The sequence below is a fragment of the Streptomyces sp. NPDC052236 genome (assembly GCF_044548015.1).
Classification (GTDB): Bacteria; Actinomycetota; Actinomycetes; order Streptomycetales; family Streptomycetaceae; genus Streptomyces.
On the sequence record NZ_JBIUBL010000030.1, the window covers coordinates 95,280 to 115,783 of the forward strand.

17 protein-coding genes and 1 pseudogene are annotated in these 20,504 nt (G+C 68.6%); 12 read left to right on the top strand and 6 right to left on the bottom strand.

The window, feature by feature from the left end; translation table 11 throughout:
* Positions 1-39: 39 nt before the first annotated feature.
* From ACIHCQ_RS36540 to ACIHCQ_RS36550, 3 genes and pseudogenes are all read right to left on the bottom strand, one after another.
* On the bottom strand, positions 40-1,875 hold the full coding sequence (locus tag ACIHCQ_RS36540; protein WP_399672437.1) for a thiamine pyrophosphate-binding protein: 1,836 nt from the start codon (positions 1,873-1,875) through the stop codon (positions 40-42).
* Positions 1,872-3,908 (bottom strand): FAD-dependent oxidoreductase, encoded by a 2,037-nt coding sequence (locus ACIHCQ_RS36545; RefSeq protein WP_399672439.1) that lies wholly within the window; start codon positions 3,906-3,908, stop codon positions 1,872-1,874. Before ACIHCQ_RS36545 ends, ACIHCQ_RS36540 begins: the two co-directional genes overlap by 4 nt.
* A gap of 217 nt (positions 3,909-4,125) precedes the next feature.
* Positions 4,126-4,329: pseudogene (locus ACIHCQ_RS36550) on the bottom strand (IS5/IS1182 family transposase); the annotation flags it as partial.
* Between the two features lie 236 nt (positions 4,330-4,565).
* Between ACIHCQ_RS36550 and ACIHCQ_RS36555 the strand changes: the two are divergent.
* Positions 4,566-6,119, top strand: a complete 1,554-nt coding sequence (locus ACIHCQ_RS36555) for an FAD-binding protein (protein ID WP_399672441.1) — start codon at positions 4,566-4,568, stop codon at positions 6,117-6,119.
* An 825-nt stretch (positions 6,120-6,944) separates the two neighbouring features.
* Here ACIHCQ_RS36555 and ACIHCQ_RS36560 read toward each other — a convergent pair.
* Positions 6,945-9,002 carry a TerD family protein gene (locus ACIHCQ_RS36560; protein WP_399672475.1) on the bottom strand — a complete coding sequence of 686 codons (2,058 nt, stop codon included), beginning with the start codon at positions 9,000-9,002 and terminating at the stop codon, positions 6,945-6,947.
* A 322-nt stretch (positions 9,003-9,324) separates the two neighbouring features.
* Between ACIHCQ_RS36560 and ACIHCQ_RS36565 the strand changes: the two genes are divergently transcribed.
* From ACIHCQ_RS36565 to ACIHCQ_RS36615, 11 genes are all read left to right on the top strand, one after another.
* Positions 9,325-9,987 (top strand): HAD-IA family hydrolase, encoded by a 663-nt coding sequence (locus ACIHCQ_RS36565; RefSeq protein ID WP_399672443.1) that lies wholly within the window; start codon positions 9,325-9,327, stop codon positions 9,985-9,987.
* A 108-nt stretch (positions 9,988-10,095) separates the two neighbouring features.
* Entirely contained in the window at positions 10,096-11,298 is a 1,203-nt protein-coding gene (locus ACIHCQ_RS36570; RefSeq protein WP_399672477.1) for a helix-turn-helix domain-containing protein, read from the top strand.
* Between the two features lie 181 nt (positions 11,299-11,479).
* Positions 11,480-11,923 (top strand): hypothetical protein, encoded by a 444-nt coding sequence (locus ACIHCQ_RS36575; RefSeq protein WP_399672445.1) that lies wholly within the window; start codon positions 11,480-11,482, stop codon positions 11,921-11,923.
* A complete protein-coding gene (locus ACIHCQ_RS36580) occupies positions 11,920-12,126 on the top strand; it encodes a hypothetical protein (protein ID WP_399672447.1) in 207 nt (68 codons plus the stop codon). The genes ACIHCQ_RS36575 and ACIHCQ_RS36580 overlap by 4 nt, the downstream gene beginning before the upstream one ends.
* Positions 12,127-12,271: 145 nt before the next feature.
* A complete protein-coding gene (locus ACIHCQ_RS36585; RefSeq protein WP_399672449.1) occupies positions 12,272-12,472 on the top strand; it encodes a hypothetical protein in 201 nt (66 codons plus the stop codon).
* A gap of 80 nt (positions 12,473-12,552) precedes the next feature.
* The gene (locus ACIHCQ_RS36590; RefSeq protein WP_399672451.1) at positions 12,553-14,607 is read left to right on the top strand and encodes a thymidylate synthase; all 2,055 of its coding nucleotides are present in this window, start codon (positions 12,553-12,555) and stop codon (positions 14,605-14,607) included.
* Between the two features lie 27 nt (positions 14,608-14,634).
* A complete protein-coding gene (locus tag ACIHCQ_RS36595) occupies positions 14,635-15,813 on the top strand; it encodes a radical SAM protein (protein WP_399672453.1) in 1,179 nt (392 codons plus the stop codon).
* Positions 15,810-16,412: an exonuclease domain-containing protein gene (locus tag ACIHCQ_RS36600; protein ID WP_399672455.1), complete on the top strand. Its 603-nt coding sequence runs from the start codon at positions 15,810-15,812 to the stop codon at positions 16,410-16,412. Before ACIHCQ_RS36595 ends, ACIHCQ_RS36600 begins: the two co-directional genes overlap by 4 nt.
* Positions 16,406-17,017 (top strand): AAA family ATPase, encoded by a 612-nt coding sequence (locus ACIHCQ_RS36605; RefSeq protein WP_399672457.1) that lies wholly within the window; start codon positions 16,406-16,408, stop codon positions 17,015-17,017. The genes ACIHCQ_RS36600 and ACIHCQ_RS36605 overlap by 7 nt, the downstream gene beginning before the upstream one ends.
* On the top strand, positions 17,014-17,796 hold the full coding sequence (locus tag ACIHCQ_RS36610; RefSeq protein ID WP_399672459.1) for an aldo/keto reductase: 783 nt from the start codon (positions 17,014-17,016) through the stop codon (positions 17,794-17,796). The genes ACIHCQ_RS36605 and ACIHCQ_RS36610 overlap by 4 nt, the downstream gene beginning before the upstream one ends.
* A 77-nt stretch (positions 17,797-17,873) precedes the next feature.
* The gene (locus ACIHCQ_RS36615; protein ID WP_399672461.1) at positions 17,874-18,314 is read left to right on the top strand and encodes a restriction endonuclease; all 441 of its coding nucleotides are present in this window, start codon (positions 17,874-17,876) and stop codon (positions 18,312-18,314) included.
* Positions 18,315-18,998: 684 nt separating this feature from the next.
* Here ACIHCQ_RS36615 and ACIHCQ_RS36620 read toward each other — a convergent pair.
* Together ACIHCQ_RS36620 and ACIHCQ_RS36625 are read right to left on the bottom strand one after the other, a co-directional pair.
* Complete coding sequence (locus ACIHCQ_RS36620; RefSeq protein ID WP_399672463.1) at positions 18,999-19,592, bottom strand: hypothetical protein; 594 nt, start codon at positions 19,590-19,592, stop codon at positions 18,999-19,001.
* Complete coding sequence (locus ACIHCQ_RS36625; protein ID WP_399672479.1) at positions 19,589-20,047, bottom strand: DUF6228 family protein; 459 nt, start codon at positions 20,045-20,047, stop codon at positions 19,589-19,591. Before ACIHCQ_RS36625 ends, ACIHCQ_RS36620 begins: the two co-directional genes overlap by 4 nt.
* Positions 20,048-20,504 lie beyond the last annotated feature (457 nt).

Consider the following 20,504-nt stretch of genomic DNA (forward strand, 5'->3'; position numbering starts at 1 on the left):
AACGCCGCCTTGGCGCGCCCCTTTTGCCCTCCAATCTGACTAGGGCTTCGGCACCTTGTACGCCATCGCGCGCGGGTAGTCGTGCCGGCGCAGGCGGACACGGACCAGTAGCGGTCCGGCGTTGACCGGGTCGGTCGGGTCGGTGAGGCGGGCCAGCAGGTCCTCCAGCTCGGAGCTGTGCGCGATGCTGACCCCGTTCGCCGGGGTCTGCTTGCCGGCGAATACGGCCGCGAGGCGGTCGTAGTGCCAGGGGTGGAGGACGTTGTAGAAGTCCGCGCCGTCCGAGTCGGCGGAGCGCGGCTCGGCGTAGTAGGACGGGTGCACCAGCATCTGCTCGATGCCGTAGAAGTGTCCGTTGTCCATGACGAACACCACCGACCGCAGGCCGAGCCTGGTGTGGGTGGAGATCTCCTGACAGGTCTCCTGGAAGGCGCCGTCGCCGACGAAAACCATCGGGCGGGCGTGCCCGCGCTCGGGGGCGAGCGCGGCGCCGGTGGCCGCGCCGACCGACCAGCCGATGGACAGCCAGCTGATCTGCGACAGGAACCCGCCCGCGGGCAGGGACAGGTTCATCGAGCCGATGAGGGAGAACGCGGCGTCGGAGACGACCGTCCAGTTCTGCTGGGTCTCGTGGCCCAGGAAGTGGTTGATCCGGTCGAACAGGCCGTCGTAGGTGAGCCGTTCGGCGTGCCGGGACGGCGAGCCGCTGGTGCGGAGCGAGGCGCGGTGCTGCTCCAGGCCGGCAGGGCGGTCGCCGAGCGCTCCGTGGTGGGCGTGGGCCTCGGCGTAGTAGTCAGCGGCCAGACCCCCGGAGCCGTACCCCTTCACCAGTGCGTCCTGGAGGGCGGGCAGCAGCTGTTCGAGCTGGACGTCGGGGAAGTAGGAGGTGCCGACGCTGACGCCGCCGTTCGCGGCCATCACCCAGTCGCTGCCGACGCACTGCTCGCCGCCGAGGTTCTTCGACGTGGACCAGGCGCCGAGCCCGATCCGGCAGGTGCCCCAGTCCTTGAAGATCCAGTGCACGTCCGGGTGGCTGGCCCTGCCGTTGTAGACACCGTGGAACTGCGGCAGGTCCTCCTCGACGACGGCCTTGGCGCCGACGGTGGTGCAGAACGGCACTCCGGTGGCCTCCACCAGGTCAGTGAGCTGCCCGCCGAGGCGGAACCGGTCGATCTCCTCGCCGGCCCACACGATCGGGCGGGGCCTGCCGTCCGGGCCGGGGTGCTCCGCGACCAGGGTGAGGATCGCGTTCACGGCGTGGTCCAGCATGGGCTGGTTGCGCGCGCTGAACGGCCGCTCGCGGCGGAGGATCGGCTCCTCGGGCTCGGGGCAGGGCTCGTCCCACAGGTCCTCCATGACCTCCAGGTAGACCGGCCTGCGCTCGGAGAGGCACGCGGTGAGCGCGGCATCTATCTGGCCGGCGGCGAGGCCCGGGTTGGAGATGACCTGCGCGTCCACGGTGACCTGCCGGTAGACGTCCAGGTTGCTCTCCGGACGGGGGCTCATGTGCGAGGTGAGCATGCCAATGGCGCGGTAGTTCTGCCACTGCTCGTAGGGCGGGGAGGCGTTGATGGCGATGAGCGGGACCTGCTCGACGTAGGCGCCGCCGCAGGCGTTGAGCAGGTTGAACGCGCCGACGCTGTAGGTGACCGCGGCCGCGCCGACGCCGTGGATGCGGGCGTAGGCGTCGGCGGCCTGGCCCGCGCCGCCCTCGGTGGGGGTGCCGACCCACTCGATGTCGCCCTCGGTGCGCAGGGTGGTCAGGAACGGGCCGAGGTGGTTGCCGGGGACGCCGAACAGGTGGGTGATGCCCAGCTCGGCCAGCCGCAGGGCGAGGTAGCGGGCGACCGTGCACTGAGGGGTGATCGCGGTCACGAGCCGTCCTCCTCACGCGGGCCCGGGGTGGTGACCCGCGGGGCCTGGTGGACGGCGACGGCGGCGCGGACGGCGCTCTCCAGAGCGCCCTCGATCCAGGCGTGCTTGAGGGAGGTGTGTTCTCCGGCGAAGTGCACGGGCCCTTCGGGCCGGGAGACATCCAGATGGAAGCTGGTCATCTGGTGCGCGGTGTAGATGGCGGCCTCGCCGAAGGCGTACGGGTCGCGGGCCCAGCTCTTGGTGGCGCCCCGTCCGGTGAAGAACACCTCGATACGGCGGCCGTGCAGGGCCTGGAGGTTGCGCAGAGCGTAGAGGTAGCGCTCCGCGCTCCGCATGGAGTCCCAGCGCGCGGCGTCGTCGGACCAGCAGTACGAGGCGAGCACCACGCCGCCGGTGCTGCCCTCGACCCGGTGCGGGGGGTAGTACATGAACCGGTTGGGGTTGTCGGTGGCGGAGCCCCCTCCGAAGCAGTGGGTGGCGGGGCGGACGGCGGGGCCGCGCAGCGGCATGGTGCTGTCGAGCTGCCGCATCTCCTCGGTGACGCTGCTGTCCTTGACCGCGGCACCGAGCAGGCCGGCGTCCGCCTCGGCGAGTGTGAGAGCGGGATCGGCGTCCGCCTCGGCGCCGAGCCGGTAGTACTCGTAGAGGCCCGGTGCGATGCTCTCGATCTCGTTGCGCCAGTCGTCCTCCGTGAACTCCCACCACCGGTGGCTGAACTCCAGCAGCACCTTGGTGGCCTGGTCGTAGTGGGTCTCGATGATGGCGCGGCGCTTCTTGTACGACATCGAGGGGACGATCTCCACGAAGCGCAGGGCGGAGAACGGGATGGTGACGATCGCCAGGTCAGCGGTCCACAGGCGCGGCGGGGCCTGCGGGTCGCTCTCGGCGACGGTCTGCACGGCCACGCCCCATCCGTCAGGGCCGACGGCGCCGGTGCCCTCGGGGTCGGCGTCGCGGCTGGGGTCGTGGTATTCGAGGCGGATCATGCGGTGGCCGAGCTGCACCTCGTCGCGCAGGCCCTGGTGGAGCGCGTGCGGCAGGCGCCAGTTGCCGCCGGGTATCTCCCAGTAGCGGACGGTGGGATTGATGTCGCTGCGGGACAGGAAGCTGTGGAAGAAGGAGAGGTGCAGCCGTGAGGACATGTTCTCGAGGGTCCCGACGGCCTCGATCGCCTCGTCGCTGAGCCCGGCGTAGTCGCGCAGGAAGCCGCCCATCGAGTAGCCGTCGAAGTCGCGGATCACCCGGGCCCAGCCCTCGACCCACTCGTCGAACGGCTTGTTGACGCGCTTCTTGCCGACGACGTCGGAGTAGTAGTCACGCACGCTCTCCAGCGCGTCGTCGACCATCTTCACGACGGGGGCGCGGACCTCGTCGTCGGTGAGGTGGAAACCCTCGTTGATCCGTTCGGGAGTGGTGGCGTATTCGGCACGCCGCACCTGGACGCGGTTGGCGCGGATCCAGGAGTTGCCACGCTTGTCGGGTTCGCGGAAGCCGGGGCTGTCCTCGCCGTAGGTCCATGTCTGGCCGGTGAAGGAGGTGTACGTCACCGGGGGGACGGGGACGTCGGGGCCGCTGCCGGTGGAGGGGTCCACGTCCACGTTGTAGAACTGGCGGCGGCCGAGCCCGAGCCTGTCGATGAGGGCGAGGACGAGCGGGTGGAAGTCGGGCAGCCGCATGGCGCCGGCCTCGGCGTATTGGGCGGGGTCCTCGAAGGGCTGGTGGTGCTTGGTGGCGCGGAAGGTCTTGATGCGTCCGCCGACACGGCTGGCGTTGGCCTCCAGGATGGTGACGTCGTGGCCGGCGTCCTTGAGCAAGCGGCCGGCGACGAGACCGGTGATGCCGGCGCCGACGACGAGGATCTTCTTGGGCGGGTGGTGGGAGGGGCCGAGGCGGCCCGTGTCGATCAGGGTGTGGAGATAGCTGAGCTTGAGGTCCTTGCCGTCCGGCCCGACGAGGAGGAGTTCGCGGGCCAGCTTGAGACACGTCTGCCAGCGCGCACGGGTGGCGGAGTTGTCCCGAGGAGTGTCGGTCATAGCTTGCGATCGTAGATATGGAGAAACGATTTCGTGATTCTTCCGGAAGGTAAAGTCCTAAAAACGCCGATCGCCCTGCTTGGCGGAATTTCGACTTGCTCGGCTTTTCCTTACGAGGACCCAAGTTTCGCCAGGGACGGAAGAGAAAGGAGAACAAAGCCGAGGCAACGATTCGCTCAGGGAATGCGGAAATCCTGGGGCCTCGATGGCGGCGGTCGTGCAGGGCCTGCAGCGTGATGGCGGCGGCAGCCAAGATCTGCGGCGGCATACTGGGCCGCCCGTTCGCCGATGGGTACATGTCCACGAACATCTCCGCCGGAAACAGCTGACCCCGATGCTCGGCCAAGAACGCGAACACACTCCCGGCCGGAATCAGATCCCGACACGTCTCCCACACGTCCGGCCCGACGCTCTCGCCGATTCACTCACTCATCGCCACATGACGAGTCCGGCCCTGCCGCTCACGAGGCAGGGCCAGAACCCAAGATCTTCATAAGTCTTCCGGACCGTGGTCGTACCGCCTGCCTGGCGCCGATTTTCGGTCCGATCACGAAGCGGCACCATTCGGGCGCAATGAGGGCCGTTACGATCGTCTGGTTTATGGCGTGGAGTCGGTGACGTGCCGCCCGGGACGGGCGGCGGCCGGAAGGGGGAGGCATGGCGGAACAGTCGGAGCGACCGGCGGATTTACGAGCCGGGGCGGCCGGGGCCGAGGTGGTGGCCTTCGATCCGCAGGCACGGGTGTGGGTGAAGGAGGCGGAGGTGAGGGCCGGGCGGGCCGGCCTGGCGCATGTGCCGCGGCTGGAGGGTTCCCTGCGGGCGCACGTCACGTCGCTCACCGACGACGCGGACGACTTCGGGCACATCGTGCACCACACCCCGGTAGTCGTGCTGCGGACCGATTCCGTCGAGGACATCACGGCGATGATCGCCCTCTGCAACGTGTACCGCATCAAAGTGGCCGCCCGCGGCCAGGGACACGCCACGTACGGGCAGGCGCAGGTGGACGGCGGGATGGTGATCGAGACCGAGCCGCTGAACCACATCGGGCCCGTGGAGGGCGGGCAAATCACGGTGGGGGCCGGGGCACTGTGGAGCGCGGTGGCACTTGAGACGCTGCAGCACGGGCTGACGCCCCCGGTCTTCACCGACTACCTGGAGCTGTCAGTGGGCGGCACCCTGTCGGTCGGCGGGCTCGGCGGCCAGGCGCACCGGCTCGGTGCACAGGTGGACAACGTCATCGCGCTGGAGGTCGTCACCGGGACCGGGGACGTGGTCAGCTGCTCGCCCACCCAGCAGCCGGACCTCTTCCACGCGGTGCTCGCCGGCCTCGGCCAGTGCGCGGTCATCGTCTCGGCGACGCTGCGGCTGATCACCGCCCCCAGGACCGTACGGCACTTCCTGCTGCCGTACTCGGACCTGGAGACGTTCCTCGCCGACCAGCGGATCCTTGCCGACGACGGGCGATTCGCGTACGTCGAGGGCACGGTCGAGGCGGACGACGCGGGCAGGTACACCAAGTACGTGCTGGAGGCCGTCGCCTACGGTCCGCCCGCCGGGCCCGAGCGGAGCGACGCTGAGCTGCTGCGCGGCCTGCGGTACGACCAGTCCGGCCTGAGCAAGAAGGTCGAGACGCGAACGTACTTCGGCTTCCTCAACCGTCTGGCCGAGGGCGTGGAAGTGCTCAAGCGCGTCCACGAATGGACCTGGGCCCACCCCTGGCTCAACCTGTTACTGCCCGGCGACCGCGCCGCCGAGCTGTCCCGCACCCTGCTTGACGAGCTCGCCGGACAAAAGGTCGGCGGCGTGGTGCTGCTCTACCCACTGGTCCGCCGCCACCTGCGCTCCCCGCTGCTGCGGGTCCCGGACGACCCGGTGCCGTACCTGATGGCCGTCCTGTGGGCGCTCGACCCGGCGGACCAGGCGGCGGTGACCGCCCGAGTGGCCGCCAACCACGCCGCGTACGAGCGCGTCCGCGCGGCCGGCGGCACCCAGTACCCCGTGGGGGCCATCCCGATGACCGCCGACGACTGGCGCGCCCAGTACGGCGAGGCGTGGGAAGAGTTCGCCGCCGCCAAGCGCCGCTACGACCCGAATAACCTGCTCGCCCCGGGCCAGCACATCTTCACCTTCCGCCCGATCGGTTCGGGCGGCGGGCCGGCCAGCGGCCCCGCATCGTCGTCTGCCGACCCAGCCAAGTCGGGCGCCTAGTGTCCTGCGTCTGAGATCACACCATTAAGTTTCTTATAGTTCTCAAAAGTTCGGTGGTGCGAAGCCCGCTCACCGGGAACGGCCCGAAGCCGGCGGCGGGAGCGGGGCACGAGCTTCGCGGAACTTCACCAGGCGGAGCGGAGTCCGATGGGACGCCCTCAGGAAGGTTTGTGGGAGTCCGACAGCCCCGGTGATTCGGTTCTTTGTGGCTAGCGGTGCCTGTCCTGGTGGCCAGCTGGTGGCCGGACGCCTTTGGACGACGTAACAAGAGGTAGCACAGACCAACTAGCCGCGTGCGCTCTGATCAGGCAGAACGTCACTCAGCAACACGATCAGGCACTACGCAACACGAACGCTCACGGTCTTGTAATGCGTAGGTCGTCGGTTCGAATCCGACAGGGGGCTCCGGAGAAGGCCAGGTCAGATAGCTGCTGACCTGGCCTTTTCGCTTGCCCGGGGCATGACGCGTCACACGGCCGGGGTGGCGCGGGATGGCTTGCGTGAGCGATGCGTGAGCGGAGCGGTCGGTGACCCTACTTTTTGGGCGTCTTCCGCTTGACACCCCCGGCTCAGCGCTGAAGCGCCGCTGACCAGGCGAACAAGACCGGGTGGTCACCGGCCACGGTGACCACCCGGCAGCGTTCCCATCGTCATCCCGTCACTCGGCAGGCGGCATGCTCGCCGCCACTACGACGCAGCGGAAGCCGGTGTCGTCGTCCTGCATGGTGCTGGATGCGTCGTTGAACGAGGACGGTGTGGCGAGTTCGAACGGGCTCCCCTTCGAATCGAACCGACCGCTGGATGGTCAGGGCCGTGCTCCGGCCGTCATCCGGTGCTCTGCGGGGCAGCCGCCTGGGCACGGCGGGACCCTCGGCTGTCCAAGTGGGCGACGACGTTGGTGTGGAATCGGTCCACGGCCTCGTCCACGCTCCGGATGAAGCCGGATTCGGCGTTGCCGCGGCCACTGCCCATGCCTTTGAAAAGGGAGAGGCGGAAGCCTGTGATGAGTTGCGCGGTGTCCTTCGGAAGGATGTCGGCCGGTTCGGGGCGCAGCCTATCCAGTGTGCCCCGCGGACCGGCTCCCTGGCCTTCGACGAGTGTTTCGATGTGCAGGTCCGCTGGAGCGGCGGCAAGTTGGCGGATCAGGCGCTTGGCCCACGTGAGCGGGTAGCCCTGCTCGGGTGACGGTATTTCGATGGACGTACGCAGTTTCCCGGTGCGCAGGTCCGCGGCGATGGCGAGGATTCCGGAAGTGCCGTCTATGCGCAGTTCGGCGTCCAGTCGTCCTTCCGTGCAGAGTTGGTCGGCCAGGGTGGCGCGGCGCGTGTGCGGATCGGTGCCGCGTTTGGTGCGCTGTACGGGCAGCACCTTCTGGCCGAGTTCACCGCCCAGCCGCAGGCAGACCTGCCGGATCAGCCGTTCCCAGCTCTCGATGACGTCGGTGGCCCGTTGGTCGCCCTGGCACAGGGTCTCGTCATCGATTCCGTTGCGCACCGGCACCCATGCCGGGCCCATGTTCTGGAAGCCGTGGCAGCCGGAGTTCTCGTGCTGGAGGTAATGCAGCAGTTCCTGGAGCAGCCATGCATGGGCGGCGTTGCCGACGCCCTCGTGGCGGATCAGCAGCTGTGCCTGATGAGTGACCTCGGCCCAGGACAGGTGCCACAGCGCGACCTTGTGCTTGCGTCGGCCGTCAATTTTGACGTCGACCAGAGGGCTGCCCTCCAGCGCGACATCGTTGGACAACGTAATCACGGCCTCGTAGCCACGCCGGGCCGCGATGTCCGCGTAGGCCTGCACCTGATCCGGCTTGAGCGGGTTGCCGTTCGTCTTGGTCTCGACCAGCGCGGTCCACAACTTGCCGGCTCGCTCGACGCGGATGACACCGTCCGGACGCCTGGGGGACTCACCGTGCGGCAGAGAGACCTCCGTGAACGTCTCCATACGTCCGCTCGGCGCTCCGAACCCGGCGGTGAGACGGCGGCCGAATTCCGGCACGTGAGCCATCACTGACAACAGGACCGAGGTAGCCCGCATCTCGCGTTCCCGGTCGCTCTTGAGCGCCGAAACGGGGAAGAGCCTGGCCGTTCTCCAAGACTCGTTCTCCGCGAGAGACTTCTTCGTGGACTTGGGAAGCGTGATCTTCTTCTTGGCCGTACGGGGTCGAGGGGCCACCTTCGTTTCGACTGCGGGCGGCTCCGCTGCGGGCTCCACAGGCTCAGGACTGAGCACTGCCTCCGCCTCCGGCAACGGGACGACCGACGGAACGGCCGACGGAACGGCCGACGGCACTTCCGCTTCGGTGACCGCCGTGACCGCCTGCTGCGGCTCGGGCTCCTCCTCCGCGGCATCGTCCTCGATGTCGACACCGAAGTCCGCCGCCAGACCCGCCAACCCGGACTCGTATCCCTGCCCGACGGCTCGGAACTTCCATTCCCCGGCCCGCCGGTAGAGCTCACCGAAGATGAACCCGCTCACTTCCCCCGCGTCCTCGATGGAGAACTGGAGCAGGCTCTCACCAGAGCCGTCGGCGAGAGTCATGCGCAGATCGTTCAGATCCCCGAAACGGGCCCCGCCGTACCGGCTCGCCGCTACGACGATCTGCTCGACGTCCGGCGGGATGGCGTCGAGGTCGAAGCTGATGCGGTCCTCGTTGCCGTCCGCGGTGGGTGTCTTGCCGAGGAGCTGCACGCTACCGTCGTCCGCGACCGGGTGGTTGTAGAAGTAGAAGTCGGCGTCACTGCGCACCTTGCCGTTGCTGTCCAGCAGGAGCACGGAAACGTCCGCGTCGCCCTCCCCCGTCGAACTGCTCCAGCCCAGGCTCACCATCACCGAGCCGGCATCCTCGCTGACAGACGCCAAACCGATGTTCGCGCCCTTGACCATCTTGTGCACGCGGCCCCCCAGATGCACAGCCGCTTCGGGACGCACCCCGGCAGCCCGTCGCATGACATTGTGCGGTGCGTCACACACTCGCCGTATGAAAGGGAACCTTAGCGGCCGAAGTGTGCGCTTCGCGGAGAAGTGCGAGAAGTGCGAAAAGTGAGCATCCCGGCAATGCCACAGGACCAGCCCCTGGCATCCCACTCCAGCCCACCTCCGCCGGTTTCGCCCACCCACGAAACAACTGTCAGGTAGAAAGCAGGACTTCTCCTCATTCCGGCGCACGGTAGCGTCCTTCGTGAGCCCAACGGAGAGGACACGCAGCATGCCGCGGCCCACGGACACCGCCAATCACCAAGCCCCGCGTGGGCTCATCCTGGACTTCGCCGGGGTACTGACCGCTGACCCACGTCCCACACACCGCGCATGGGCCGAATCGGAAGGACTTCACGCCGAGGCATGGCGTGCCACCCTCAACGACAACCCTGAAGGACGGCGCCTGTACTCGGCGCTGGAGATCGGGCAGATCGGTCAAGCCGAGTGGAATGAGGGCACCGCCGCCCTGCTTGGCGCACACGTCCCCCCGGAGAACCTGATGGGGCGCGCCTGGGCCGGGGTTCCTGGGGCGCAGAGCATGGCCGCGCTCGCACGTGCTGCCAAGGGAGCGGGATACCGGCTCGCGCTCCTCTCGAACAGCTTCGGCCTGGACCCGTTCAACCCGTACGAGCACGTCGGCATCTGGGACCTGTTCGACGTGCACGTCATTTCAGAGGCGGTCGGCATGGCGAAGCCGGACCCGGCGATCTACGAACTGGCGCTGGACCGCCTTGGCCTTCCCGGGCAGGCGTGCGTGTTCGTTGACGACCACCCGGTGAACCTCCCGCCGGCCGAGGCTCTGGGCATCACTACCGTCCTCGCGACGCACGAGGTCGACACGGTTGCCGAGCTGGAGAGCCTCCTTGGGGTGACGGCGGTCCTGGCCATGTGAGGCCGGAATCAGCCGCCCCGTCAACTCCTCGCGTACCGAGGGGTGTCAGTGGTTGGCCAGCTGTGGGTACGGTCCGTACCCGGCTGATCAGGATAGGAAGTGGCTGTCATGCAATGGTCGGAGTACACCACCGCTGAACGGCTCAAGACTCTCCGCAGCGGCATGACGCAGGAGCAGTTAGCGGAAGCGGCCGCCGTGTCCGTCGGCGTCGTCCGGAAGCTGGAACGCGGCGGCACCGCCTCCCTCCCCTCCCTGCTGTCCATCGCCTCCGCCCTCGGTACGGACATCGCCGTACTCCTCGGCCAGCAGGCACCCCGCCGCTCCATGGACCGCGACGAGCGGGCGGCCCTGCGCACGCTGTCCGCCGCTACCCACGACGCCGCCATCGGTATCCCCGCCGACGCCGCACCGGGCACCGTCGAAGAGCTCCGTACCGTTGTCCAGAGCGCCGATGCCGCCTACTGGGCGGGCCGGTACACCGAGCTCGGTGCACTGCTTGGCGCACTGCTACCCGAGGCCCGCGCACGCTACGACTCTGCTGACACCTGCGAGAAGGAGGCCGCGGCCGGTGTCCTGGCTGACGCCTTCCAGACCGCGGGCATGGCCGCGAATGTCTGGGGCTCGCGGGACCTCGCCTACGCGGCGCTCACCTACGGCCGTCAGATCGCCGTGCAGGCCGGGGACGACCTGCGTGAGGCCCACCTTGCCGCCACCACAGCGTGGGTCAACCTCCGCGACGGGCGGACGGCGCAGGGGTTCGCGCTCGCCACCGCCCAGGCTGACCGGATCGAGCCGAAGATGTCGGAGCACGACCCCGACCGGCTGTCGGTGTACGGGCAGCTCGTCACCAACGCCGCCGTAGCCGCCTCCCGCGGTGGCGCCTCCCCGGACACCGCTCGCGAATACCTCTCCCAGGCGCACGCCGTCGGCGCCCGCCTCGGCACCGAACACGCCCGCGGCCGGCATGCCCAGCCCTACGGCCCTCTCTACGCCGCCACACAGGCCATGAGCATCGCCGTCGCCCTCGGCGACACTGCGGGAGCACTTCGGCTCATGGACACCGTCCGGCTGGACGACACGGTTCCCCTCGCCACCCGCGCCCGCTACGGCCTCGACGTCGCCCTGACCCACGTGGAGTGCCGCCGTTGGGAGCAGGCCGCCGACACTCTCGAAGCCGTCTGCGCCATGGCCCCGGGGTGGGTGCAACACCAGATGCTGCCGGGGGTGATCATCTCCCGCTTGGCCGGCGTGTCCGTCAGCCGCCTGCGGGGACTCGCCCACGCCGCGGGCGTTCCCCTCGGCGTCCGCTGACCGCCACGAACCGTGGCAGTCCGGCGGCCGCCATCACCACGACTACCACGCCCCGTGGCAGTCCCTGCCGGTTACGCCGGACGGAGCGGCATGGGGCGTGGCAGCACACGGCACCACGAACTCCCGTTGTCGCCACGGCCCGTGTCTGTCCGGCACACGCCCCGAGCAGCACGCTTGGGACATGCCGAACACCCCGCCCGGCGGCCTCGGACACGTCCCCGTCGCCGTCTACGCCTGCGCCGCCGAACCCCCCGTCGTACGCGAGGCCGAACGACGCGCACGCCACTACGCTGACGCCCGCCATTGGCACGTGGCCGGAGCATGGACCGACGACGACCCGGCCGTGCCCCTGGACACCCGGCCGGGATGGTCGGGCATAACGGGCGCTCTGTCGTCCGGCATGATCCGTGGCGTCGTCGTCGTAGGCGCCTCCCATCTCGCCGCCGACGCTGCACAGTTCGCCGCTCTCGGGGTCCTCGTCCGCGACCGCGGGGGCTTCCTGGTCGAAGCGACACCCGGACTCTTGCGCCGTACCCCGGGCCAGCACGAGCGCCGCCGCGCCCTCTTCGAAGCGGACGCAGCCTGGTCACCGTGGGGACACGTCATGCCGGGGATCGTCCGGTGATCCGGGCACGGGCCGAAGTCGGTGACCTGGTCGAGGACCGGGATGGGCACCAAGCGATCGTGACCGACATCAAGCATGGCAAGACCTGGGTCCTGCGGCCACCGTCGGATGGCACAACGACTCAGTGGGAGACCGACGACCCCGACTCCCTCCACGTCCTGGAAACCCGCGCCTCTCGCCTCAGCCGCGAGCGGAGCGCCTGATGGATACCTGTTCCTGGAAAGCGGTGCCAACGGAGCTCCCCAGCCAGGGTCCGTACGAACCGCGCAGCCCGCGGTCTGCCTGCCGCACGCCCGCTACGCAGCCGCGCAGTGCCCGCACCTCGCCCAGCGGGGGCACGTCGCACTGATGGTGCGGAGCGCCCCGCTCTATGGCGTCATCGGTACCCCGTACCAGTGGAATGGCGACGAAGTGCAGGCCCTGGCCGGTGACGACGCCCCTGTGCCGTACGGGGACAACACCTTGCGCTGGTTCCTTGCCTCGCAACTGGTCCGAATTGTACGGGGCTTCACGGTTGTTGACCTGGACGAACTCGGCGCCGCGGCATAGATCACCGTCCGGGCCCGGATGCCACAGAGCCCTTGCCCACCAGCCGTACCCGTGGCTGCGTACCGACCTTGGAGAAGTTCATGCTCACCGCCCCGACCTATCGCAGTGTTGAGGGTGCCTACTTGGCCCTGCTGCAATTCACCTCCACCAACTACGAGCAGCACATCGCTGCTCGCGGGAACGAGGCACGCGAGGTGATCGGCGTCGGCTTCTGCCTGACCGACCCCCGCCAGAGACTCCCCTACCTGGTCACGCGCAAGGCCAACCCGATCTTCCAGTTCGCCGAAGCGCTCTGGTACCTCGCCGGCCGCCGCGACCTGGAGATGATCGGCTACTACGCGCCGTCCATGCGCTCCAGCTCCCCCGACGGCGTCAACCTCGGGGGGTCCTCCTACGGCTACACCCTCTTCAACCCCGCCGAGGGCGACACGGTCTCGCCGTTCGACCGGGTCTTGGAGCTGCTGCGCACGGAGAGAGACAGCAAGCGCGGGTACCTCCCGGTCTTCTCCGCCGCTGAGCTGGCCGTCAGCGACAACCCCGACATGGCGTGCTTGGCCGGGCTGCACCTGTTCGCGCGTGAAGGACGCCTGCACATGGTGTGCTACATGCGGGCCAACGACCTGGACTGTGGCCTGCTCAGCGACGTGTTCAGCTTCACGATGATCCAGGAGTACGCGGCCGTGCAGCTCGGCCTGGAGCTGGGGACGTACACCCACTTCATCGGCTCGGCACACGTCAACGACCGGAACGCCGAGCGCGTCAAGAAGGTGCTGAACGAGGCGGACGTGCGACGCCACCCGCAGCACTTCCCGTTCCCGGCGATGTCCGAGGAGACCAACCCCGCCACCATCGCGCGAGTCCTCGAACACGAGGAGTTGCTGCGCACGAACAAGGTCCAGTACAGCGCGGACGACGTCGCGGGCCTCGACGTGGACGCGTACTGGGAGCAGGCTGTGCTGCTGTTTGAGGTGTACCGGCAGATCGAGCACGACAAGACCGACACGGTGAGCCGCGACGTGCTCGACGCGCTGCACCCGGGCCTGCGCTGGCTCCTCGGACACCGTTGGCCAGCCTGCGCGACCACGGAAGGGCGGGCAGTGAGCCGGAAGCCGCCGAGCGGCGCCGTGGTGGAGGGCATCGACTTCGACCGTTGGGCGGTCATCCTGTGCAAGCCAGACGCCGTGGCGCGCGGCCTGGTGGGCGCCGTACTCGAACGGATCGCCGCCGCCGGCGTCACCGTCACCAGCCGCCGAGACCTCACCGCGCAGGCGTGGCAGGCCCACGTCGCCTACCGGGATCTGCTCACGAACACCGGCGCGACCCCGCGCGTCCTCCCCGCCCGCATAGACGCCGCGTATGCGAACCGGCCTGTCGTCGTCGCGCTCGCGCACGGTGAACCGGGCGTGCATGCACACCTGCGGCAACTCATTGGGCACACCGATCCCCCCCGGGCTGTGCCCGGCACGATCCGCCGGGACCTGGGCAACGACAGCTTGGCCGCCGCGCTCGCGGAGAAGCGGCTCGTGAGGAACCTCGTGCACACCTCGGACGATGCCGACGCCGCCCGTCGCGACTTCGGCACTTGGCTTGGCACCGGCCGCCCGCTCGAAGTGCCCGACTTCGAGCGCTGCTCGGTCATCCTGTGCAAGCCGGACGCCGTGGAGCGCGGCCTGGTGGACGCCGTACTCGAACGGATCGCCGCCGCTGGAGCGACGGTCACCGATCGCCGCGACATCACAGTCGAGGCGTGGCAGGCCCATGTCCACTACTGGGACCTACTCGTGGACGCCGACTGGTTCCCGGACCGGGACATCCCCGCGTGCCTCGAAGCCGAGTACGGCCACCGGCCCGTGGCCGTCGCGCTCGCTCACGGCGAACCCGGGTTCCACGGTCGCCTGCGGCAGCTCCTCGGCCACTTCGACCCGACCCACGCCGCGCCCGGCACGATCCGCGCTGACCTCGGCGACGACAGCCTCGAAGTCGCGCTCGCGGAGAAGCGGCTGGTGAGGAACCTCGTGCACACCTCGGACGATGCCGACGCCGCCCGCCGGGACTTCGGCACCTGGTTCGGCGCCGGCCGCCGCGAACTCCTCGCTCCTCCCGTCCCGCTCCAGGCCACACCCGCCGATGCGTGAGCCCTTCCCCAGCCACCGGAGGTCCCTATGACCGCACCTGCCGAAGCCCCGCGCCGCGCTCTGCCGATCCTGTCCGCCGACAAGATCGGTGGCCTGAAGCCGGAACTCGCCGACGTGATCGAGTACCGCAAGTCGGGGCTGTCGCTGAACTGGATCGTCGGCTGCCCGCTGGAGTGCGGGTACTGCGTCCGGCACCTTTTCGACAACTTCGAGATAAAGATCCCCCGGCGCCTGATGAGCGACGAGGAGGCTGTCGCCCGCCTCGTCGGCCACCCGTACTTCCGGGCGCACAAGACGCCCATCCAGCTCCTGAACCGGGCCACCGACCCCATGCTGCCCATCGTCAAGCCGCACCTGTTCAACGTGCTGCGGCAGCTGGACGAGCAGGGTCTGACCAATCACGTCCTGATTATCACGCGCTGGCGGGTGGCCCCCGAGGACTGCGACGTCCTCAACAGCTTCACCAACCTGCGCCTGACCGTGCTGGTCACGCACTCCAACATCGCCGACCCCGCCATCGAGCCGGTGGATTCCCGCATCGCCGCGGAGAGCCTGCGCACCCTGTACGAGCACGCCGAGCGATACCGCACGGTCCTGTACTGGCGTCCGATCGTGCCCGGCCTGAACGACTGTGACGCCGACATCGAGCGGGCCCGGGAGCTGTCCCAGCACGCGCACGCCACCGTCTTCACCGGCCTGTTCTTCCGCGAGGAGATCGCCTCCTACTACGAGTCGCACGGCCTGCCGATGCCGTACGACGAGACGGCCCGGCGAAAGATCATGCCCGAAGTCGCCGAACAGCGGGTACTCGACGCCTTCCACCAAAACGGCTCCTGGGGCGCCCTGTTCCGCAAGACGAGCTGCGGGGTGGCGTTCGCGCACGGCGAGGCCGACTACAACGGCCACTTCGGCGTACGAGAGCTGTGCGAAATCTGCCCCAAGGACCAGATCGCACGGTGCCAGGCAGCGTGGGTCAAGCCGGATCCGGCAGCGGTCACGCAGGAGGCCCGTGCCCTCGGCGCGACGGGTGAGGTAGAGGTCAACGACCGTGCCATTGTCGTGGAGGGACTGGACGAGCCGCCGCGCTACTTCCTCCAGCACGGCTTCGGCTACCAGTGCCACGACCGCGCCAAGCCTCACCACCACCGCCGGCACGGCCGAGCCCCCATCGGCTGGAAGGCGGGGAACGGAACCGAAACCGCATGAACTTCTCCTCCTGGCCCCCGCTGCTCGTTGTCGACGTCGAGGGCAACGGCACCAACCCGCCCGACCTGGTCGAGGTCGCCGCCCTTCCCGTACGCGACGGGCAGCCGGACACGAGCACGGCGGGGGCGTGGCTGACCAAGCCGCTGCGCCCCGTGACGCCCTTCGCCGCTCGCGTCCACGGCCTGACCAACCAGCGGTTGGAAAGCGCTCCGGGCTGGGAGGAGATCGCCGACCAGGTCCACACATTCCTGGGCCTCTCCTGGATCTGCGCGCACAACGTACATGTGGACTACCGGGTCTTGTCGGCGCACCTTCCGCAGTGGCAGCCGGCCGGAGTGCTCGACACACTCCGGCTGGCCAAAGCCACCTATCCCGACCTGCAGAAGTACTCCCTCGACGCCCTGATCGAGCACGGCCGGCCGGACCTGAGCGCGGCCCCCGCGCAGCGACACCGCGCCACGTTCGACGCCTACGCCACGGCGCAGCTCCTCATCGCCATGGCCGCCCACTACGACACCTGGGACCAGCTCGTCGCCGCGGCCGTACCGCCCGGCCTGCCCGGAGCCCCCGAACCAGAAAAGGACCCCATGCTGTGGTGACCACGACCCCGCCCATCTGCATCGGCGTGATGGGCGCCCACTCCACCGGCAAGACCATGCTGCTCAAGCGCATCGAGATGGAGCTGCGCGGCCACGGAATCCCCGTGGCCCGCACGGGCAAGCTCGGCAGGCGCGCCGCGCTCGTCCCCCTGCCGAAGATGCAGAAGCACACCGCCGCCTCTACCGAGTGGGTCATCGCGCAGGGCATCGCCGACGAGATCGCCGCCGCCGCCCGGCCGGACCCCGAGCCCATTCAGGTCGTCCTCGCCGACCGCGCCGCCTGGGATGCCCTCGCCTACTTCCACGCGGCCCAGGAGTGGCGCCAGGAGCAGCCGAACCGCCCGGAGCGGGAGCGGCTGCGTCTCCTGGCTTCCACTCGGGGCCCGAAGTACGACTTGCTTCTGGCGACGGTCCTGGACCCGGCCTTGCCGGTCGAGCGCAAGCACGACTACGACGCCCGTTACCGCACGCTGGTCGATCGGTACACGCACACGCTCCTCGCCGAGGACGAGATTCCGCACCAGCGTGTGACCAGCGACCCGGACAGCCAGGCCCGTGCCGTCGAGCGCGCACTTCAGCTCTGCCTCAAGGAGGCCGCGGTATGAGCAGCACGCCGCCGGCAGGCACTATGACCATCGCCGGCAAGACGGTCTCCCGCCTCGGGTTCGGCACCATGCGCCTGACCGGCCCCGGCACCTGGGGCGACCTCGACGACCGCGACCAGGCCCTCAGCGTGCTCCGCCAGGCAGTCCACACGTACGGCATCACACACATCGACACCGCGGACGCCTACGGCCCCCACACCGTCGAGCACCTGATCAAGGACGCCCTCCACCCGTACCCCGAGGACGTGCTGATCGCCACGAAGGTCGGCATGGTGCGGCCCGCCCCCAACATGTGGGCCCCTCACGGCCACCCCATGTACCTCCGGTCCTGCGTCGAGTCGAGCCTTCGCCGCCTGGGCGTCGAACGGCTGGAGCTGTGCTACCTGCACCGCATCGACATGGAGGTGCCCGTGGCAGACCAGATCGGCACGCTCCAGGCCCTCCAGGACGAAGGCAAGATCGGGCACATCGGCCTGTCGAAGATCGCCCCCGAGGACTTCCACCGGGTGGCGAAGGAGGTCACCGTCGCGGCCGTGCAGAACGTCCTCAACATCCACGACCGCTACGACCCCATGCTGGAACTCTGCCGGGACCAGGACATCCCGTTCGTGCCCTACCGTCCGCTCGACGCGGGCAGCGCCGCACTGGACGGGAACGTCTCCGCCCCCCTGTCGTGGCTGCTCCAACTCGGCCCCCACGTCGCGCCCATCCCCGGCACCAGCAACCCCCAGCACCTCGCGGACATCGCGAACGCCGTCGCGGACGGCGGGTGGTTGTGATGCCGACCGCCGCGCCCGCCGCCCCTCTCCTCCGCGCACGGGCCCCGTACGAGAACTGGCGACCCCCGATCATCGGCGTGACCGTACTCGTTCCCGTCGGTGCCGACGAACTCCTCACCGCGGATGCGACCAGCTGCGACCTGATTCGCCAGCTGTTCGAGGCGATCGGCATGGAGGCCTGGAACACTCAGGCGTCAAAGGACGAGGGCGATGATGCGGTGGCTGTCAGCAAGGACCCCGTTTTCAACGGTGAGTGCATTATCCAGGCGAAGCGCTACAGCAAACTCGTGGGCGTTGAGTCCGTACAGGCGCTTGCCGGAGTGGTTGAGCACAAGCGTGCTGCCAAGGGGATCCTGATCACCACGTCGTGGTTCGGCAGGGCCAGCCACGACTTTGCCCGCCAGCATGGTCGGCTCCAGCTCATCGAAGGGCCGGAACTTAAGTACCTGATCAAGGAACACCTTGGCAAGGATGTGATTCCTGGCCCTGTTCCCCCGAAGAGGCGCCCCTCGCGCTGAGCCTGGAGGGCTGCCTTCTGAGGCCCCTCTTTGGGCCGTCCCTGGGCCGTCCGAGGCCGCTAACCAGTGGCCAAGGACGACCAACGACGACTACCAGGCGCTCTGGGGCACCACTCCTGAGCAGCAAAAACCCAGCTCACCAAGATCCCTGACAAGACCCAGGGCAAGAAGCGCCCTCAGCATGGACATCGCAGGATGCGGCAGGGCGGACTGCGAACGATCTTGTGTTGATCGTTTCCGCTTGGGGCCTCAGCGCGATGCTGTAGCAGGAGGGGATGCGGAGACTTACGGATACGCCGCCGCCTTGATCGTCTATGGCGGGCTGGCCGGAGCGGTGACCGCAGCCCTACTCACCAGCGTCGCTGACGCAAGAAAGCCATCGCCGCCTTGCAGCAGGATGAGCTCACGGCTGCACCAGATGCGCACCAGAACGAGCGGTAAGCCACGTCAATGCCGAGCAAGTAGACCCTCAGTCCGTTGCACGGGAAGTCGGCGTTTGACCAGGTCAGGCCACAGATCGGGCCATACGGCCCGTGATTCCCAAGCTCAGAGCGCGAGTTCGATTCTCGTCACCCGCTCACATGACGAAGGCCTTGGTCAGACACCGGGCCTTTTTGTTGTTGGCCGGCCGGCGGTCACGAGGCAACGATTGGCGGACAAAACCGTGTCCGGCTGCCAGCGGTGTTAGAGGCCCCCGGGGTGCTGCGAGAGCCAATCCGGGTGGCGCGCGCGGAGTGCGTCCCGTTCGGCGGGCGTCGCGGTGACGACGTCGACCCCGCCGTCGTATGGGTGGACAAGCCATCCGAGCCCCCTCGGCGCGAGGATGACCCCCGCCGTCTCGAAGTCCGCGACCTTGCGCAACAAGGGGTCGAGAGTCGCGGGCAGGTTCGTGAGCGTTCCCAGATAGAGGTGCGTATACGTACGGAACTCTGGCACCTCTGTCTCGTCCTCCAGGACGGTCCGCCAGTGGTCACCTGGGGCGACCCGCTCCAAGTCCGGTTCCCGTCCGCGCGGAGATGGATCCTCGCTCCATTCGCAGGTGATCGCCATGAGGTCTTGCGGCGCGCCGAGGTCGGCGAGGAGCGTGTGCTGCCGTCCGAGCAGGGTCGCGTATTCCTCCTCGGTGGCGGCGTATCTCTTGGACTCCGGCAGGCTGTGGAAACGCACCCATCGGTCCGGGTGAGCGGTGCGTAGCAGGTGTCCCAGTGGAAGCGTGCCACCCCAGGATTCCCACGCTCTGTCGAAGTCCGGCAGGCCGTTGTCAGCCGGGGACGTCATGGACAGCTCGTCAGGAACGCGTGGATGTCGGCGGCCAGATTCCGCATGTCCTCGCCGGCCGCGTGCACTGTGGTGGCCTCGAAGTGCCATTGGCCGGACGGTGGCCGGTCGTGAAGACCCCACGTGAGGTGGACGTAGCCCTCGGGGCCGTGCTCGGCCGAGAGAGTCAGGTCACGTTCAAGGGAGTGCCACGTACGAGCCCCATCCCATCCCCGGAAGTCCTCCGCCAACTCCGCGAGGAACGATTCGAGGCCATCGCCTCTCCAAGTCCGTGCCGAGACCTCGACGCTCGCCCACTCACCCCGCGCCCTCACGATGAAGTCGAGCACCGGGTTTTCCCCGTCTTCAGAGTCTTCCGAGAACGGCCGTGTGGGCTCAGAAAAGTGAAGCTGGACAGCGCGTGGGCCGGAGCCGCCTACGCGCACGTGGGGATCACTGGGTCCTCCCTCGTCGATCACCTGCGAAGGGTAGGACGGCGGTGCACCCCATGGCCACGGCTTTCCTCTGCGCCGGGTGGATAGGACTACTGCGTAGGTGATCGACGTTACCGGGCTGGAGCTCGCTGCGTGATCCATTTGGCACCGCTCGCGCGTGCAACGGCCCACCCGAGAACGCCGTTGCCGCGGCATGCACAAGGTGACGCAGGAGGGCTGGCCACTCCAGTCGAACCTGGAACGACAGCCGTGCCCTATCCGTGCCCTTGCGTAGGACGGTTCGAATCCGACAGGGGGCTCTGTGAAGCCCAGCTCAGACACTCTTCTGAGCTGGGCTTTCTGGTTCAGAAGCCGTATCTCAACCGATCATGGAACGTGCTGCTCGAACAGGTTTCCCGCCGGGGTGATCTTCCTGTTGTACGCGCATGAAGACAGGGCCTCTCGGTAGCTCGGGGATGCGAATCTGACCGAGCAGTGC